This is a genomic window from Streptomyces sp. NPDC058619 (genome assembly GCF_042717785.1).
Taxonomy (GTDB): domain Bacteria; phylum Actinomycetota; class Actinomycetes; order Streptomycetales; family Streptomycetaceae; genus Streptomyces.
Genome location: NZ_JBHXQN010000011.1, coordinates 87,487 through 104,691, shown reverse-complemented (window position 1 = coordinate 104,691; position 17,205 = coordinate 87,487). Strand labels below are relative to the sequence as shown.

General features: G+C 73.5%; 14 protein-coding genes and 1 pseudogene. 11 read left to right on the top strand and 4 right to left on the bottom strand.

The genetic code is table 11. The features are described 5' to 3' along the window. Window positions 1–733 precede the first annotated feature (733 nt). Window positions 734–2,887, top strand: coding sequence for a PIG-L family deacetylase (locus ACFWTC_RS13880; protein WP_383922502.1), 2,154 nt, complete (start codon window positions 734–736; stop codon window positions 2,885–2,887). Window positions 2,888–3,324: 437 nt separating this feature from the next. Here ACFWTC_RS13880 and glnA read toward each other — a convergent pair whose 3' ends face one another. After that, window positions 3,325–4,686, bottom strand: coding sequence for a type I glutamate--ammonia ligase (glnA, locus tag ACFWTC_RS13875; protein ID WP_073914665.1), 1,362 nt, complete (start codon window positions 4,684–4,686; stop codon window positions 3,325–3,327). A 218-nt stretch (window positions 4,687–4,904) separates the two neighbouring features. Here glnA and ACFWTC_RS13870 point away from each other — a divergent pair, with 218 nt between their 5' ends. From ACFWTC_RS13870 to ACFWTC_RS13855, 4 genes are all read left to right on the top strand, one after another. Beyond that, entirely contained in the window at window positions 4,905–5,231 is a 327-nt protein-coding gene (locus tag ACFWTC_RS13870) for a hypothetical protein (protein WP_383922505.1), read from the top strand. Window positions 5,232–5,284: 53 nt separating this feature from the next. Next, window positions 5,285–5,965, top strand: coding sequence for a DUF3105 domain-containing protein (locus ACFWTC_RS13865; RefSeq protein WP_383922508.1), 681 nt, complete (start codon window positions 5,285–5,287; stop codon window positions 5,963–5,965). Beyond that, a complete protein-coding gene (locus ACFWTC_RS13860) occupies window positions 5,962–6,711 on the top strand; it encodes a DUF305 domain-containing protein (RefSeq protein WP_384027859.1) in 750 nt (249 codons plus the stop codon). The genes ACFWTC_RS13865 and ACFWTC_RS13860 overlap by 4 nt, the downstream gene beginning before the upstream one ends. Window positions 6,712–6,866: 155 nt before the next feature. Beyond that, entirely contained in the window at window positions 6,867–7,286 is a 420-nt protein-coding gene (locus ACFWTC_RS13855) for a CBS domain-containing protein (protein ID WP_383922513.1), read from the top strand. Here the strand turns inward: ACFWTC_RS13855 and ACFWTC_RS13850 are convergent. Both ACFWTC_RS13850 and ACFWTC_RS13845 read right to left on the bottom strand, forming a co-directional pair. Beyond that, window positions 7,271–8,143 carry an alpha/beta fold hydrolase gene (locus tag ACFWTC_RS13850; protein ID WP_384027860.1) on the bottom strand — a complete coding sequence of 291 codons (873 nt, stop codon included), beginning with the start codon at window positions 8,141–8,143 and terminating at the stop codon, window positions 7,271–7,273. The two genes, ACFWTC_RS13855 and ACFWTC_RS13850, sit on opposite strands and share 16 nt — an antisense overlap. Further along, window positions 8,140–8,841, bottom strand: coding sequence for a DUF998 domain-containing protein (locus ACFWTC_RS13845; RefSeq protein ID WP_383933480.1), 702 nt, complete (start codon window positions 8,839–8,841; stop codon window positions 8,140–8,142). The genes ACFWTC_RS13850 and ACFWTC_RS13845 overlap by 4 nt, the downstream gene beginning before the upstream one ends. Window positions 8,842–9,205: 364 nt before the next feature. Here ACFWTC_RS13845 and ACFWTC_RS13840 point away from each other — a divergent pair. From ACFWTC_RS13840 to ACFWTC_RS13830, 3 genes and pseudogenes are all read left to right on the top strand, one after another. Next, window positions 9,206–9,584, top strand: a pseudogene (locus ACFWTC_RS13840) (multicopper oxidase domain-containing protein); the annotation flags it as partial. 225 nt (window positions 9,585–9,809) lie between these two features. Continuing rightward, window positions 9,810–11,093, top strand: coding sequence for a DUF4190 domain-containing protein (locus ACFWTC_RS13835; protein WP_384027861.1), 1,284 nt, complete (start codon window positions 9,810–9,812; stop codon window positions 11,091–11,093). A gap of 63 nt (window positions 11,094–11,156) precedes the next feature. Next, complete coding sequence (locus tag ACFWTC_RS13830; RefSeq protein WP_383924951.1) at window positions 11,157–12,911, top strand: NAD+ synthase; 1,755 nt, start codon at window positions 11,157–11,159, stop codon at window positions 12,909–12,911. A gap of 86 nt (window positions 12,912–12,997) precedes the next feature. On the opposite strand, the gene ACFWTC_RS13825 is transcribed toward ACFWTC_RS13830, so the two are convergent. Continuing rightward, window positions 12,998–14,026 (bottom strand): endonuclease/exonuclease/phosphatase family protein, encoded by a 1,029-nt coding sequence (locus ACFWTC_RS13825; RefSeq protein ID WP_384027862.1) that lies wholly within the window; start codon window positions 14,024–14,026, stop codon window positions 12,998–13,000. Between the two features lie 287 nt (window positions 14,027–14,313). Between ACFWTC_RS13825 and panB the strand changes: the two genes are divergently transcribed. The 3 genes from panB to ACFWTC_RS13810 all read left to right on the top strand — a co-directional run bounded on the left by panB (window position 14,314) and on the right by ACFWTC_RS13810 (window position 17,204). Further along, window positions 14,314–15,183, top strand: a complete 870-nt coding sequence (gene panB, locus ACFWTC_RS13820) for a 3-methyl-2-oxobutanoate hydroxymethyltransferase (RefSeq protein WP_383924957.1) — start codon at window positions 14,314–14,316, stop codon at window positions 15,181–15,183. 165 nt (window positions 15,184–15,348) lie between these two features. Beyond that, window positions 15,349–16,359 (top strand): ATP-binding cassette domain-containing protein, encoded by a 1,011-nt coding sequence (locus tag ACFWTC_RS13815; protein ID WP_383924960.1) that lies wholly within the window; start codon window positions 15,349–15,351, stop codon window positions 16,357–16,359. Continuing rightward, window positions 16,356–17,204 (top strand): ABC transporter permease, encoded by an 849-nt coding sequence (locus tag ACFWTC_RS13810; protein ID WP_383924963.1) that lies wholly within the window; start codon window positions 16,356–16,358, stop codon window positions 17,202–17,204. Before ACFWTC_RS13815 ends, ACFWTC_RS13810 begins: the two co-directional genes overlap by 4 nt. The last annotated feature ends 1 nt before the right edge of the window (window position 17,205 follow it).

Below are 17,205 nucleotides of genomic sequence, written 5' to 3'. Positions count from 1 at the left end.
CCGGGCGGGACCGCCGGGGCGGGACGCGGGACCGCCGGGGGTGGCCCTGGGGGCCGTGGGGAGGCGGGGCGGAGCTGCCGGGGGCGGGGCGTACGGGGACTGCGGGGCGCGAGCTGCGGCCGGGGGCCCGGGCGGGACCGCCTGGAGACGCGGGAACTACGGGGCCGGGGCCGGGGCGAGACCGCCAGTGGTGGGCGGGACGCCCGAGGGCGGGCGGGGCCCGGCTGCCGGAGACGGGGAAGCACGGAACCGCCGGGGCGGCCCGTGGGGAGGGGACCGTCGGACGCGGCCCGTCGAGGACCTCCGGCGCGGCCCGTGGGGCGGCGTCGCCGGGAGTTGTCCCAGAATTCCGCGGACGGCTGCCGGAAGCGCACCCCGGACGGCCGGACGTCTCGCAGGGTTTCTCGAACAGCGACAGCCAACAGGGCTGCTGGAGAACCAAGTTCCCGATATCGGCCTCTCTCTGACTGCCGGCGGTTTCCCCGCCCGGACCGAACCCGAGGCGTGACCGATGCCGAATTCGAGGCCGATCCCGAGGCGGTTACCGATGCCGATGCCGAGCCCGAGCCCGAATGCGAGCCCCATACCTGGGCTGCGGCAGATGCCCGAGCCCAGGCGGATACCCGGGCCGAGGCCGGCACCGGTGCCCGCGCCGGGGCAGGCATCCGCGCCCGGGCTGAAGCCGGTGCCCGCGCCCGCGCCCGGGGCGGTGTCCGTGCCCGGGACGGTGTCCGTGCCCGGGCCGAAGCCCGCGCCCGCGGCAGGGTCGGCGCCCGTACCCCGGCCGGCACCGGCACCGGCAGCCGGGACCCGGCCCCGGGCCGCCGTCAGCCGGCGCGTCCGGCTCGGCGTACTGCTCGCCGCGCTCACCGCCGGCGCCACCGGAGTCCTCTCCGTGGCGTCCGGCCGGCAGACACCGGCCGGGGCCGCCCAGGAGCAGGGCCCGGCCGCGCTCCCCGCCAGCACCACGGCCGGCTCGGTCGTCCAGATCGTCGCCCACCCCGACGACGACCTGTTCTTCATGAACCCCGACCTGAGCCGCTCCCTGCTGTCCGGCACCCGCGTGACCACCGCGTACCTCACCTCCGGCGAGTCCGACGGCCGCAACGCGGCGAACGGCAAGCACCTCAAGGACCCCGAACAGCCCGCCGACCGCGCCCACTACGCGGAGGCCCGGCAGAACGGCATCCGTGCCGCGTACGCCCAGATGGCCACCGGCGACCGCACCAGCACGTGGCGCCGTACGGTCGTGCCCACCGACGGCGGCGGGCGGGCCGAGGTCGACGTGCTCCTGTCGAAGCCGCAGGTGAACCTGGTGTGGCTGCAGCTGCGCGAGGCCCGCAGCACCACCGGGGACAACCCCGACAGCCTGCGCGGCCTGTGGAACGGCCGGATACCGGCGCTGGGATCCCAGCTCGCCTCCGGCACGCCCGTCCGGGAGCCGTCCGCGTACACGAAGGACCAGGCGGTGCGGGCGATAGCCGGGGTCCTGGAGCGGTACCGGCCGACGACGATACGGATGCAGGACCCGACCCCGGGCCGGTACCCGGAGACCGGCCGCTACACCGACCACCAGGACCACATGTACGGGGCGCGCTTCGCGCAGGCCGCGGCCGCCTCGTACGCGGAACGGGTGCGGGACCGCCCGCGGTTCACGGTCCAGAACTACCTCGGCTACCACAACGGCGCCCTCCCGCACGCGCTGGACCCGCAGACGGCGGCGACGAAGACGGGCTTCCTGAGGACGTACGCCTGGCAGGACCGCGAGAACCACTGCGGCAGTCCCTCGGGGTGCGGCGACCGCAAGGTCGCGGGCAACCCCACCGGCCGCAACTGGGCCCAGTCGCTGCGCTACACCCGCGCCGACCACTCCTCCTGGCTGACGGAGGGCACGCCGGGCCGCCTCTGGGCGTTCGCCACCCTGGACGGCCGGACCGCGTACTGGACCCGGTCCCCCGGCGGCGCGTGGGCCGGGCCCGACCTCCTCCCGGGCACGGGCATCGACCCCGGCGCCACCGGTGTCCGGCTCCCCGGCGGCCGGATCGCGGTCCTGGCCACCCGTACGCACCTGGGCGCGGGCCCGGGCGACTACCGGCGCGAGGTCGTGTACGCCGCCCAGTCCGCGCCCGACGGGCCGTTCGGGCCGTGGCGCTCGCTCGGCACCCCCGAGACGGCCGACGAGGACGGCACCTCGGCGATCAGCGCGCCCGCGGCGGCCGTGGACGCCGACGGCCGCCTCACCGTCTACCTCCGCGACGCGGGCCGCACCCTGCGCGCCACCGTCCAGCAGCCGGACGGCGACTTCTCGCCGTGGCAGCGCCTGGGCGGCCACGACCTCCAAGGCGACCCGGTGGCGGCGGTCGACTCCGCCGGGCGGCGCCACGTGTACGCCACGACCGCCCGGTCGGTCACCGCCTGGACGCAGCGCACCCCGGACTCCCCCCTGTACGGCCCGTTCCCGACGGGCCTGCCCGCGACGACGGTCCCGCTGTCGGCGGCGACGGACGGCGCGGGCGTCCGGCTCGTCTTCCGCCGCCCGGACTCGGGGGTCGTCCGTACGGCCCTGGTCACGGCGGGCCCGGCGGCGCCGCGGGTCTCCAGCCTCGCGGAGGCGGGCGGCCGGGCCGGGTACGGCGCGGTGGGCGTGGCGGGCCGCCACCTGGCGGGCCGCGCCGGCACGGGCACGATCGGCGGCACGGACCTGGGCGGCCCGCCGGCCTGGGCGGAGTCCCGGCTGCTCTACGCGGGCGCCCCGGCGGCGGTCCTGGAACCCACCGGCACCACCACGACGGCGGTCCTGGGCCTGGACGCCCGCCTCCACGTCACGACGACCCCGCCGAGCCGCACCCCACCACCCCCACCCACCTGGCACCCTGCACTGCGCTGAGGCGGTCCGGCCCGTGCCGGTGGCGGGTCCGGTCGGCTTGGCGGCGGAGCCGAAGCCTTCCCCGGCGGGGCCCCGCTTTGATGGCCTCACCTGGCTGCTCCTGCTGGTGCACGAATGGAACGCCTCGCCCCGCTGTTCGGGAGGAACACGGTCCCGACCCACAGCCGCCACTCGTGCACGAAGGGGGACCTGCCGTCGGGACGGGCGTCGTTCCATGAACGCACCGAAGATCCGGCTGTTGGCTTCCGTGAGGGCGAACAGCGGCCCGTGGAAGTCGCCGAGTTGGCGGTTAGTGATCACGGCCACGCCCCCGACGCCGCAGGCCCCGGATCCCGGCCGACGGCCCACGGCAGGGCCGGTGAGCGGCTCCGGGCCGGTAGTCAGTGACCACCGGCCCGGAGTGTCGCGCGTGCCCCAACAGTGCTGCTGACCTGCGGTTACAGCACCGGCATCATCTTGCGGAGCTCGAAGGCCGTGACCTCGCTGCGGTACTCCTCCCACTCCTGCTTCTTGTTGCGCAGGAAGAAGTCGAATACGTGTTCGCCCAGGGTCTCCGCCACCAGTTCGCTGCGCTCCATCAGGGAGATGGCCTCGCCGAGGTTCTGCGGGAGGGGTTCGATGCCCATCGCGCGGCGTTCCGCGTCCGAGAGGGCCCAGACGTCGTCGTCGGCGCCCGCCGGGAGTTCGTAGCCCTCCTCGATGCCCTTCAGGCCGGCCGCCAGGAGGACCGCGTACGTCAGGTACGGGTTGGCGCCCGAGTCGATCGAGCGGACCTCCACGCGGGAGGAGCCCGTCTTGCCCGGCTTGTACATCGGGACGCGGATGAGGGCCGAGCGGTTGTTGTGGCCCCAGCAGATGTACGAGGGGGCCTCGCCGCCGGAGCCGGCGGTGCGGGAGGAGCCGCCCCAAATGCGCTTGTAGGAGTTGACCCACTGGTTGGTCACCGCGGCCGTCTCGGCGGCGTGCCGCAGCAGGCCCGCGATGAAGGAGCGGCCGACCTTGGAGAGCTGGTACTCGGCGCCCGACTCGTAGAACGCGTTGCGGTCGCCCTCGAAGAGGGAGAGGTGGGTGTGCATGCCCGAGCCCGGGTACTCCGAGAACGGCTTCGGCATGAAGGTGGCCTGTACGCCCTGCTCCAGGGCGACCTGCTTCATCACCAGGCGGAAGGTCATGATGTTGTCGGCCGTCGAGAGGGCGTCCGCGTAGCGGAGGTCGATCTCCTGCTGGCCCGGGGCGCCCTCGTGGTGGCTGAACTCCACCGAGATGCCCATCGATTCGAGCATCGTGATCGCCTGACGGCGGAAGTCCATGCCCACGTTCTGCGGGGTGTGGTCGAAGTAGCCGGAGTTGTCCGCCGGGACCGGGCGGGACCCGTCCAGCGGCTTGTCCTTCAGCAGGAAGAACTCGATCTCCGGGTGGGTGTAGAAGGTGAAGCCCAGGTCGGAGGTCTTGGCCAGGATGCGCTTGAGGACGTAGCGCGGGTCCGCGAAGGACGGCGAGCCGTCCGGCATCAGGATGTCGCAGAACATCCGGGCGGTCCCGGGGGCCTCCGCGCGCCACGGCAGTATCTGGAACGTGCTCGGGTCCGGCTTGGCGATCATGTCGGACTCGTAGACCCGGGCGAAGCCCTCGATCGCGGAGCCGTCGAAGCCGATGCCCTCGTCGAAGGCCTGCTCCAGCTCGGCCGGGGCGACCGCGACGGACTTCAGGAAGCCCAGTACATCGGTGAACCACAGGCGCACGAAGCGGATGTCGCGCTCCTCGAGCGTCCGGAGGACGAATTCCTGCTGCTTGTCCATGCCTTCATCCTCGCAGTTCAGACGGCCTGTGCACCACCGCCCCGAGGGCCGGGGGCACAGAGGGGCCGGCCCAGTATCGCCAGCGGTGGTTTCCGCCACATTACGCACCCGCCAAAGCCCGCGGCACCCCCGCACTGACCGTGGGCCCGACATGAGCATTACCATCTGCGCCCATGGGGGGCCGGGAGCACACGCGGGCAGGGCGTCACGTACGCCCCGTGCCCCGGCGCGCCCTCCTCCTGGCGGCCCTGGGCCTGCTCGTCGGTGCGCTGTTCCTGTGCGCGCGGCCCGGTGAGGTGTCCGCCCCCGCGGCGGCGCCGGACCACGGGACGCACGCCGTCTGCACGTCCCCGTACGATCTGCCCGGCTGCTCGCCCCTCGCGCACGTGGTCCCGGCCGTGCTGCCCGTGCCCCCGCCCGCCGTGGTCCTGGCGGGCGGCGGACCCCCCGCGGCGCCCGCGGCGTCCGCACGGGGGCTCGTCGGGCCGCCGCGGCCGCTGGCGCGCGCCCCCGACCTGCATGCCCTCCAAGTGCTGCGGACCTGACGGGTCCGGCTTTCGCGTCCACCCACCCCCCTCAGCAGAAGGAACCAGGGCACATGGCCAGCCAGCCCAACAAGTCCGACCGGACTTCAGACGACCAGTCCCGCCAGGCGCGCATAGCCCGGATGCGCCGGGCCGACCGAGCGCGCGACCGCCGCAACAAGGCCATCGCGATCACCACCTCCGCCGCCGTCGTCGTCGGCCTCGTCGGCTTCGGCGCGTGGGTGCTGATCGACCGGCAGGAGGCCCAGGAGCGCGCGCAGGAAAAGGCCGCGGCCGCCCGCAAAGCCCCCGTCGACGGCGAGCAGACCTGGGAGGCCAAGAAGCTGGGCCGCAACCACGTCGAGACCCCGGTGAAGTACGAGATGAACCCGCCGGTCGGCGGGGACCACCACCCCCGCTGGATGAACTGCAACGGCGACGTCTACAAGAACCCGGTGCCCGAGGTGAACGCGGTGCACTCGCTGGAGCACGGCGCGGTGTGGGTGACGTACAACGAGAAGGCCGCCAAGGGCGAGGTGGACAAGCTCGCCGGGACGGTGGCCAAGACCCCGTACACGCTGATGAGCCCGGTCAAGGAGCAGGCCGGCGCGATCATGCTCAGCGCATGGGGCAAGCAGCTCACGGTGGAGACGTCGGACGACCCCCGGGTGGCGCAGTTCTTCACCAAGTACGTGCAGGGCCCGCAGACCCCCGAGCCGGGCGCCGCCTGTACGAGCGGACTGGCGGACAAGTGAGCCGTACGCCCCGTACGTACTGGGTGGCCGGCACCGCCGTCCTGCTCGCGCTGCTGTTCGCGGCGGCCGCCACCGTGGCCGCCGCGAGCGGTGACCCGGACCCGGCGGACCGGACCCCGGCGCTGCACTCGGCCGACGCCGGCTTCGCGCGGGACATGGCGGTGCACCACCAGCAGGCGGTGGAGATGTCCTTCGTCGTCCGCGACCGCACCCAGGACGAGGCGGTGCGCAGCCTCGCCTACGACATCGCCAACACGCAGGCCAACCAGCGGGGCATGCTCCTCGGCTGGCTGGACCTGTGGGGGCTGCCGAAGGTGGTGGCGGGCGAGCCGCCCATGGCGTGGATGGCCCCGTCCGAGGGCTCCGGCGGGCACGACCAGCACGGCGGCAGCAGCAGCGGCAGCGGCAGCAGTGGCAGCGGTGACGCCGGCGCCGCCGCGGCGGGCGGCAGCGGCGGGCACGGCGGGCACGGGGCGGCCAGGCCCGGCGCCCTGATGTCCGGCATGGCCACCAAGGAGGAGATCGCGCAGCTGGGCGCAGCCTCGGGGCGGGACGCCGAGGTGCTCTACCTCCAGCTGATGACCGACCACCACGTGGGCGGTGTCGCGATGGCCCGGGGCTGCGCCGAGCAGTGCGAGACCCCGGCAGAGCGGGACCTCGCCCGGGGCATGGTCGAGGCGCAGCGGTCCGAGCTCACCCTGATGGCGGACATGCTGAAGCAGCGCGGGGCCGCGCCGCGCGGGTGACGGGACACGCCCGTACGGTGAGGGGAGGGCGTCCTCTCCCCCGTACGGGCGTACGCGCGCACGGAGCGCGCCGCCCCCGGGAGGGCGCCCGGCCGGGCGCGCCCGCGCCCGGCCGGTCACGGCGCGCGCCCAGCGGCGCACTCAGGAGGTACGCGATGACCACCGCCGGAGAGATCATGCACCCCGGGGCCCAGTGGATCCCCGACACCGAGACCCTGGACCGGGCGGCTCAGCTGATGAGCCGGCTCGGCGTGGGCGCGTTGCCCATCAGCGACACCGGGCAACGGCTCTGCGGCATCCTGACCGACCGGGACATCGTGGTCGGCTGCGTGGCCATGGGGCACGACCCCGCGAAGGTGACGGCGGGCGACATGGCCAAGGGCACCCCGCGCTGGATCGACGCGGGCGCGGACGTCTCCGAGGTGCTGGAGGAGATGCAGAGCCACCAGATCAAGCGGCTTCCGGTGATCGAGGACAAGAAGCTCGTCGGCATGATCAGCGAGGCCGATCTGGCCAAACACCTCAGCGACGCGCAGATCGCGGGCTGGGCGGAGAAGGTCTACGCCCGCGGCTGACCCGCGGCGTACCGGACCGCCCGGGCCACCTGGTCCGGGCGGTCCAGCATGACCAGGTGCCCAGACGGATCGGCGACCTCGAAGCGGGCGCCGATCCGGTCGGCGAGCGCGGCCTGCCGGGACAGCCAGCCGAGCCCGCTCCGGCCCGCGGACCCGTCGTGGCCCGCGAGCACGGTGGCGGGCGCGGTCAGCGGGTGCGCGGCCCGCAGGGCCGGGAGTTCGGCGGCCATGTCCGGGTAGCGGGAGTTCTCCAGCAGGGCCCCGCGCCAGACCCGGCCGGTGCGGTAGCAGCGGCGTACGAGGTCCCGTGCGGCCGGGTCGCGGCCGCCGGTCCGCGAGAGCCGTACGGTGGCCCGCCGGGCGGCGGGCCCCAGGGCGGCCGGCAGCCCGGCCGCGGCCGCCGCCCGGCCGAGCGCGCGGGCGGCCGCGGTGCGCAGGGTGGCGGGGAGCACCGTACGGGGGTCCTCCTCGACGCTGGAGTCGAGCAACACCAGGGCGGCGGTACGGGTGGGGTACAGGCGGGCGAAGGCCTCGGCGTGGAACCCGGCGAGGGAGTGCCCGACGACGGTGACGGGGCCGGGCAGGTCCAGCGCGTTCAGCAGGGCGGCGATCCGGTGCGCCTCCCCGGCGGTGGTCGGCGCGGTGCGCGCCGGGCCGCTCAGGCCGTGCCCGGGGCGGTCGAAGCGGACGACGGTGCGCCCGGCGGAGGCCAGCAGGGCGGCGACCGGGTCCCAGTCGAACCAGGCCATGGCGAGTCCGGCGCTGAGCACGCAGACGGGCCCCCGGCCCTCGACGACCACGTGCAGCGGAACCCCGTCCACCCGGACGAAGCGGCCGCCCCGTGCGGGGCCGGTCACGTACGGTGCTCGTGGTGGACGGAGTACGCGAGCAGCCCCAGCCAGAGGGCCACCAGCAGCACCTGGAGGCGCTGCCCGGCGCCGAGGGCCCAGTTCCCGTGCCCGGCGGTGAACATCGCGATGGAGGTCAGGGTCCAGGCCGTGGCGAGCAGTTCGAGGGCGACGATCGCCGGCCCGTAGCGGGCGAGCGGGGCGAACCAGCCGTAGCGGCGCGCGGCGACGGTGAGGGCGACGATCCCGACGAGGGCGCCGCACATGGCGAGGCTGCTGCTGATGGCGTGGGCCTGGTGGGTGGCGGGGACCAGCCCGGCGGTCTCGCGGGCGGCGCACTCGGGGTCGACGGTGGGCGTGCAGCTCAGCGGCAGCCACGCGTCGGCGGCGGTGGCCGCGCCGAACAGGGCGATCCCGGCCCAGCCGAGGACGGCCCACGGGCGGCGGGACTCCGCGTACCGCACCAGCCGCAGCAGGGCGAGCAGCCCGCCGGCGAACGCGAGCAGCCCGGCGACGAAGTCGGTGGCCCGGAAGAGCCCGCCGAGGGGCTGGTTCTGGGCGGCGAGCTCGCTGACGTAAGTCTGGACGGGGTTGAGGCCCGTGGAGAGGACGACTTCGAGGACCCACGCGGTGTAGGCGGCGGCGCCGAGTCCGATGAGCAGCGCGACCGGCCAGGCGGTCCGCTGAGGGGGGCCGTGTGGGGACATCGTGTGACTCATCCTAGGTAGACGCGGGGTCGGCCCTATGGCCGGATACCCACCCCGGGTAGGGTTCCGATCATGAAGCGCGGGGCCCGGCGAGCCGCCCCGTGGCGCCGCCTGCTGCTGCTCGCCGCGCTGCTGCCCGGCATCGTCACCATGCGCACCCTGGGTCATCCCGCTGAGTCCCCACGCCATGGAAGACGGCGCCGCGGCCCACTCCGTTGCCCCGGCGGCCCCTTCGGCTCAGGCCGCCCGCCGTGAGCCTCACCACTGCGCGTCGGCGCCGCCGCCCCCGCAGGCCCGGCCGGAACCGGCCACGGCCCTCCCGGGCAACCCCGCCGAACCGGCCGCGGCCTTCCCCGGCGCCCTCCTCGACCTCGGCGGCGGCCGCACCGTCCGCTCCCGGGCGTACGGGGACACGCTGCCGGGCCGGGAGGTCCGGGCCACCGCGGGCGGCACGCTCGCGCTCCACCTGGCCACCAACCTCCCCGAGGCCACCTCCCTGCACTGGCACGGCCCCGCCCTGCGCAACGACATGGACGGCGTACCGGGACTGACCCAGCGGGACATCGCGCCGGGCGGCTCCTTCGCGTACGCCTTCACCGTCCCGCACCCCGGGACGTACTGGTTCCACCCGCACACCGGCGTGCAGCAGGGCCGCGGGCTCTACGCCCCGCTCGTATCGAGGACCCCAGGGAGCCCCTCGCCTACGCAAGGAGTGGGTGGTCGTCCTGGACGACCGGCTGGACTCCGACGCCGACAACCGGGCCTGTGGATGATGCACCGCCACAACGTCTACCACTCCGAGTCCGGAATGACGACGGTGCTCGGCTACCGGCTCTGACGCGGCGCCGTACGGTACCGGTCCGGCCCCGGCCGGTCCGGACGGTACGGAAATCAGCTGGACGCGGGGCGGCGGCGTGGGACTCTTACGGAGATCACGACAGCCGCAACAGAAGGACGTCTGCGCCGGTATGAGCACTCCGCCGAATCCGCCCAGCAACCCGACCGGCCCGCCGACGGAGCCGGACGGTACGCCGATACCCGAGGCGGCCTCCATACCGGCGCCGCCCGCGCGGACGCTGTCGTTCGACAAGACCCCGTCCCCGGAGCCGACTCCGGCCGCCGAGCAGGCCCCGGCCGCGCCCGGGACCCCGGCGGACGTCCCCGCCGGCGCCCCCACCCCCGGCGCGCCGCCCGTGCAGGAAGCTGCCGCCGCGCCCGAGGCGCCCGCCGCCGGGACCGGGACCGCCGCCGACGCCCCGGCCGCGCCCGCCGGCGCCCCCGCCTTCGGGCCGGCCCCCTCGCCGTTCGCGCCGCCCACCCCGCCCGCTGCCCCGGCCCCGCCGCCGTTCGGCGCGGCCCCCGGCGGACCGGCAGCCCCCGCGGGCCCCGGCGGGCCCGCGGGCCCCGGCGCGGGCAACCCCTGGGCGCAGCCCGGCCCCGGCTACGGGTACAGCGGCGGCGCCGCCTACGCCGGGTACGCGCAGGGCCCGCCGACCGCCAACGGCATGGCGGTCGCCTCCCTGGTCCTCGGCATCGCCGGCGTCCTGCTCGGCCTCGTCCCGCTGTTCTTCTGGGTCGGCGGGCTCCTGGCCGCGACCGGCCTGGGCCTCGGCATCGCCGCCCTCGTCCGCGCCTCCAACGGCGCCCCGCGCAAGACGATGTCCATCGTCGGCACCGTCCTGGGCGTCCTCGGCCTCGGCGCGTCCGTCGGCGGCTTCTTCCTCACCGCGTACGTCATGGACGAGGCGACCGACCGCATCGAACGCAGCGTCGACCGCCAGCAGCGCGAGCTGGACGAGCTCTACCCCGACGACGAGGCCTGGCCGTCGGCGTCGCCGTCGCCCTCCCAGGTCCCGGGCCTGGACACCGCGCTGCCCTTCGGCGAGACCTTCGCGTACGAGGACGGCGTCAAGGTGAGCCTCTCGGGGCTGAAGAAGTACAAGCCGGAGACCCTGTACGGCCAGGAGAAGGTGAAGAACGCGGTCCAGATGACCATCACCATCACCAATGACTCCACGAAGCCGCACGAGGTGGTCTACGCCGTGCCCAACGTCCGTGACGACAAGGGCATGACGGCCAAGCTCCTCTTCGACGGCACCGTGCCGAAGATGATCAGCGGCACGATCCTGCCGGGCGCCTCCGCGAGCGGGCTCGTGGCGTTCGAGGTGCCCGAGGGCACCAAGACCATCAGCGCGGACGTCTCCGCGGGCTCCCTGCTCGACGACGTGCAGTACACCGGGCCGATCGGCTGAGCCGACCCCGGAAAAGGGCGGGGGCCCGGACATCGCGTCAGAAAGACGATTAGACTGGGCCCCGTGCCTCAACTACGCCTCGCTCTGAATCAGATCGACTCGCACGTTGGCAACATCGCCGCCAATGCCGACTCGGTCGTCCACTGGACCCGGCACTCCGCCGAGCAGGGCGCCCATCTGGTGGCGTTCCCGGAAATGATGCTGACCGGGTACCCCGTCGAGGACCTCGCGCTGCGCGGGTCCTTCGTCGAGGCGTCCCGCACCGCGCTGCGCGAGCTCGCGCAGCGCCTCGCGGCCGAGGGCTTCGGCGAACTGCCGGTCGTCGTCGGCTACCTCGACCGCACCGAGCAGGCCGTACCCCGGCTCGGCAAGCCGGCCGGCTCGCCGGAGAACGCGGCGGCCGTCCTGCACCGCGGGCGGGTGGCGCTCCGGTTCGCCAAGCACCACCTCCCCAACTACGGCGTGTTCGACGAGTTCCGGTACTTCGTGCCGGGCGACACCCAGCCGGTCGTCAGGGTCCACGGCGTGGACGTCGCCCTGGCCATCTGCGAGGACCTGTGGCAGGACGGCGGCCGCGTCCCGGCCACCCGCTCCGCCGGGGCCGGGCTGTTGATCTCGATCAACGCCTCCCCCTACGAGCGCGACAAGGACGACGTGCGCCTCGACCTGGTCCGCAAGCGGGCCCGGGAGGCCGGCTGCACCCTCGCCTACCTCGCCATGATCGGCGGGCAGGACGAGCTGGTCTTCGACGGCGACTCGATCGTCGTGGACGGCTCCGGCGAGGTCCTGGCCCGCGCCCCGCAGTTCTCCGAGGGGTGCGTGCTCGTCGACCTCGACCTGCCGGCGGCCCGCGCCGACGCCCCCGAGGGCATCGTGGACGACTGCCTGCGCGTCCACCGCGTGATCCTCTCCGAGGAGCCCGTGGAGCCGTACGAGCCGGTGGTGGCCGGCGGCTACGCCGACCGTCTCGACGACGACGAGGAGGTCTACGACGCGCTGGTGGTGGGACTGCGTGCGTACGTCCGGAAGAACGGGTTCCGTTCCGTCCTGATCGGGCTCTCCGGAGGCATCGACTCCGCGCTCGTGGCCGCCCTCGCCTGCGACGCCGTCGGCGCGCAGAACGTGTACGGCATCTCCATGCCCTCGAAGTACTCCTCGGAGCACTCCAAGGGCGACGCGGCCGACCTCGCCGACCGCACCGGCCTGAACTTCCGGACCGTGCCGATCGAGCCGATGTTCGACGCGTACATGGGCTCGCTGGGCCTCACCGGGCTCGCCGAGGAGAACCTCCAGGCCCGGCTGCGCGGCACGCTGCTGATGGCGCTCTCCAACCAGGAGGGCCACATCGTGCTGGCCCCGGGCAACAAGTCCGAGCTGGCCGTCGGCTACTCCACCCTCTACGGCGACTCGGTGGGCGCGTACGGCCCCATCAAGGACCTCTACAAGACGGACGTCTTCCGGCTCGCCGCGTACCGCAACCGGGCCGCGGCCGAGCGCGGCGAGATCCCGCCGATCCCGGAGAACTCGATCGTGAAGCCGCCGAGCGCCGAGCTGCGCCCGGGCCAGGTGGACACGGACTCGCTGCCGGACTACCCGGTGCTCGACGCGGTCCTGGCGATGTACGTGGACCGCGACCAGGGGCTGGACGCCATCGTCGCGGCCGGCTTCGACCCGGAGATGGTGGCCGGGACCCTGCGGATGGTGGACGCCGCCGAGTACAAGCGGCGCCAGTACCCGCCGGGCACCAAGATCTCCGCGAAGGGCTTCGGCAAGGACCGCCGGCTGCCCATCACCAACGGCTGGCGCGAGCAGGCGTAGGACCACGCGAAGGGGCCCGGCCGCTCTCCGGGAGAGCTGCCGGGCCCCTTCGCGTGCGGAACGGCTGCGGTACGGCTGCGGTACGGCTACGGCTTGGCGGTGACCCGGGCCGCGACGGGCAGGTGGTCGCTGCCGGTGCGCGGGAGGGTCCAGGAGGCCTCGGGCTTCATCCCGCGGACCATGATCTGGTCGATCCGGGCCATCGGGAACTGCGCCGGCCAGCTGAAGCCGAAGCCGTCGCCCGCCGCGCCCTGCGTGGAACGCATCTGCGAGGTGACCTCGGACAGGGCCCGGTCGTTCATGGTGCCGTTGAGGTCGCCGAGCAGGACGACCTTCTTCAGCGGCTCGGAGGCGAGCGCGGCGCCCAGCGCGTCGGCGCTGTCGTCGCGCTGGTTGGCGGTGAACCCGGCGTTCAGCTTGACCCGTACGGAAGGCAGGTGCGCGACATAGACGCCGATGTCGCCGACCGGGGTGGTCACGGTGGCCCGCATGGCGCGGACCCAGCCCATCTTGATGTCCACGGGGCTGCTGGAGGACAGCGGGTACTTGCTCCACACACCGACGGTGCCCTCGACCGAGTGGTACTTGTACGTGGCCGCGAGGGCCTTCTCGTAGACGGGGACGGCGCCCGACTTCAGCTCGGTCAGGGCCAGCACGTCGGCCCCGGCCGCCGCCACCGACTCGGCGGTGCCGTGGGGGTCGGCGTTGTCCGCGTCGACGTTGTGGGTGGCGACCGTGAGGTTGCCGCCGGTGCCGGACTTGTCGGTGAACAGGCCGCCGAAGATGTTCGCCCAGACCACGGCCGTCAGCAGTATCGCGATCAGCGCGGTCGCGGACTTCCGGTACACCGCGCAGGCCAGCAGCACCAGGACGGCCAGGCCGAGCCAGGGCAGGAAGGTCTCGGTGAGGCTGCCGAGGTTGCCGACGTCGTTGGGCAGGTCGGCGTGGAAGATCATGACGAGTGAGATCAGCGCGGCGACGGCGGCGAGCACCAGCCCGCGACGCCAGATCCCCCGGTCGCCGCGCAGGGCGACCAGACGCCGCCGGAGGCGGGATTCGGAGGGCTCGGGCTCCGAGCCGCCGTTTCCCGTTTCCGTCATGTACGCCTGTGCCATGCCACTGCCCTCACTGCCGTGCTTGCGCTGCGTCCCCGCCCCTTGACCCTAGGCGATGGACGCGGCCTTCCGTGCCGTACGTCACGGCCGCCTGTCGCGGCCGTACGTCCGGGAGGACGAACGGCCGTGCGCACGGGGTTCCGCTTGTCACGAAACGCGCACATTGGACCGCGCGGGTCGGGCGTGCCTGCGTACCACTTCCGTCCGGGGCCGCCCGGATGCCACCATGGTGGGTGAGTCCGGGGACGCCGTGAGGGCGCCTCGAGATGACACAAGGAGCAGTTGCCATGACGCATGCCGTTTCGCCTGCCCGCGAACCCGCATCAGCGGCCTCCCCCACCCTGTACGGAGGCACGGGCACCCGGCGCATCACCGTCCGCGACCTGACCCTCGCCAAGGAACGCGGCGAGAAGTGGCCCATGCTCACCGCCTACGACGCGATGACCGCGTCCGTCTTCGACGAGGCCGGCATCCCGGTCATGCTCGTCGGGGACTCGATGGGGAACTGTCACCTCGGCTACGAGACGACCGTCCCCGTCACGATGGACGAGATGACCCTGCTGTCGGCCGCCGTCGTACGCGGCACCAGCCGCGCGCTGATCGTCGGCGACCTGCCGTTCGGCTCGTACCAGGAAGGCGCCGTGCAGGCGCTGCGCAGCGCCACCCGCCTGGTCAAGGAGGCCGGGGTCGGCGCGGTCAAGCTGGAGGGCGGGGAGCGCTCGCTGGCGCAGACCGAGCTGATCGTGCAGTCCGGCATCCCGGTCATGTCCCACCTGGGCCTGACCCCGCAGTCCGTCAACGCCATGGGCTACCGGGTCCAGGGGCGCGGGGACGAGGCCGCGCACCAGCTGCTGCGCGACGCCAAGGCGGCGCAGGACGCGGGCGCCTTCGCGGTGGTGCTGGAGCTGGTCCCGGCCGAGCTGGCCGCCGAGGTGACCCGGTCGCTGCACATCCCGACGGTCGGCATCGGCGCCGGCTCGGAGTGCGACGCGCAGGTGCTGGTGTGGACGGACATGATGGGCCTGACCGGCGGGAAGATGCCGAAGTTCGTCAAGCAGTACGCGAACCTCCGCCGGACGATGGGCGACGCGGCGAAGGCCTTCGCCGAGGACGTGGTCGGCGGGACGTTCCCGCAGGCGGAGCACGCCTTCCACTGACGGGGTGAGCGGTGCGCGACGGCCCGCCGGCAGCGATGTCGGCGGGCCGTGCGCCGCCCGGGCCCCCGGCGGTCGGTGCCCTGTCGGTTTCCCGTCGGTCCCCCGTCGGTTCGCTGTCGGCCATCTGTCGGTGCTTTGTCAGTGGCGGATGGTCCCATGGTCGGCATGACGCGAAACGACAAGAATCCCAACGCCGTGGTGGTGCGGGGACTGGTCAAGCACTACGGCGAGACCAAAGCCCTGGACGGGGTCGACCTGGACGTCCGCGAGGGCACCGTCCTCGGGGTCCTCGGCCCCAACGGCGCGGGCAAGACCACCCTGGTGCGCTGCCTGTCCACCCTGATCACCCCGGACGCCGGCACGGCCTTCGTCGCCGGCTTCGACGTGGTCCGCCAGCCCCGGCAGCTGCGCCGCACCATCGGCCTGACCGGCCAGTACGCCTCGGTCGACGAGAAGCTCTCCGGCTGGGAGAACCTCTACATGATCGGCCGGCTGCTGGACCTCTCCCGCAAGGGCGCCCGCCTGCGCGCGGACGAGCTGCTGGAGCGGTTCTCCCTCACGGACGCCGCGAAGAAGGCCGTGATGAACTACTCCGGCGGCATGCGGCGGCGGCTCGACCTGGCCGCCTCGATGATCGGCAGCCCGGCCGTGCTGTACCTGGACGAGCCGACGACCGGGCTGGACCCCCGTACCCGCAACGAGGTGTGGGACGAGGTGCAGCGGATGGTCGCCGAGGGGGCCACCGTCCTGCTCACCACCCAGTACATGGAGGAGGCCGAGCAGCTGGCCAGCGAGCTGACGGTCATCGACAAGGGCAAGGTCATCGCCAACGGCAAGGTCGACGAGCTGAAGGCGCGCGTCGGCGGCCGGACCCTGCGGATCCGCCCCAGCGACCCGGCCGACCTGCCGGGCATGGCCCGCTCGCTGGCCGAGGCCGGTCTGGACGGGGTGGCCGGTTCCCAGGCCGTCCCGGACGAGGGCGCCCTGCTGGTCCCGATCCTCGCCGACGAGCAGCTGACCGCCGTGGTGGGCCTGTTGGCCGCCCGGGGGTACGGGATCACCGACATCAGCACCTACCTGCCCAGCCTGGACGAGGTGTTCCTGTCCATCACCGGACAGAAGCCCTCCGCCGAGGACTCCGTTCCCACCGAGAAGACCCAGGAGGTCGCGGCATGAGCACCGTCACCACGAAGCCCAGTCCCGTCGCGGCCGCCCCGGCCGGGGGGCCCGTCCTCGCCGACGAGGGCCGGATCGGCCTGCGCGGCAACCTCCGCCACATCGGCGCCCTGGCCCGGCGCAACGTCCTGCAGATCAAGCAGGACCCGGAGTCGATGTTCGACGTCCTGTTCATGCCGATCATCTTCACGCTGCTGTTCGTGTTCGTCTTCGGCGGCGCGATCGCCGGCAAGGGCAACCAGAGCGAGTACGTCAACTACGTGGTCCCGGGTCTCATGGCCATGATGGGCATGAACATCGCCATGGGTGTCGGCACCGGGGTCAACGACGACTTCAAGAAGGGCGTGATGGACCGCTTCCGGTCCATGCCCATCGCCCGCTCCTCCGTGCTCATCGCCAAGATCGTGGTCGAGCTCGGCCGGATGATGGTCGCCATCGCGATCCTGCTCGGCATGGGCTTCCTGCTCGGCCTGTCGATCAAGTCCTCCGTGCTGGACCTGTTCCTCTCCATCGGACTGGCGGCGGTCTTCGGGTCCTCGCTGATGTGGATCTTCATCCTGCTGGGTCTCACCATGAAGACCCCCCAGGCCGTCCAGGGCGTGGCGATGCTGGTCCTGATGCCGCTGCAGTTCGGCAGCTCGATCTTCGCCCCGACGACGACGATGCCCGGCTGGCTGCAGAGCTTCACCGACGTCAACCCGCTGTCCAACCTGGCCGACGCGGCCCGTGGCCTGATCAACGGGACCCCGCTGGGGAACTCCGTGTGGATCACGCTCGCCTGGTCGGTCGGCATCACGCTGGTGACGATGCCGCTGGCCGTCCGCAAGTTCCGCCAGAAGACCTGAC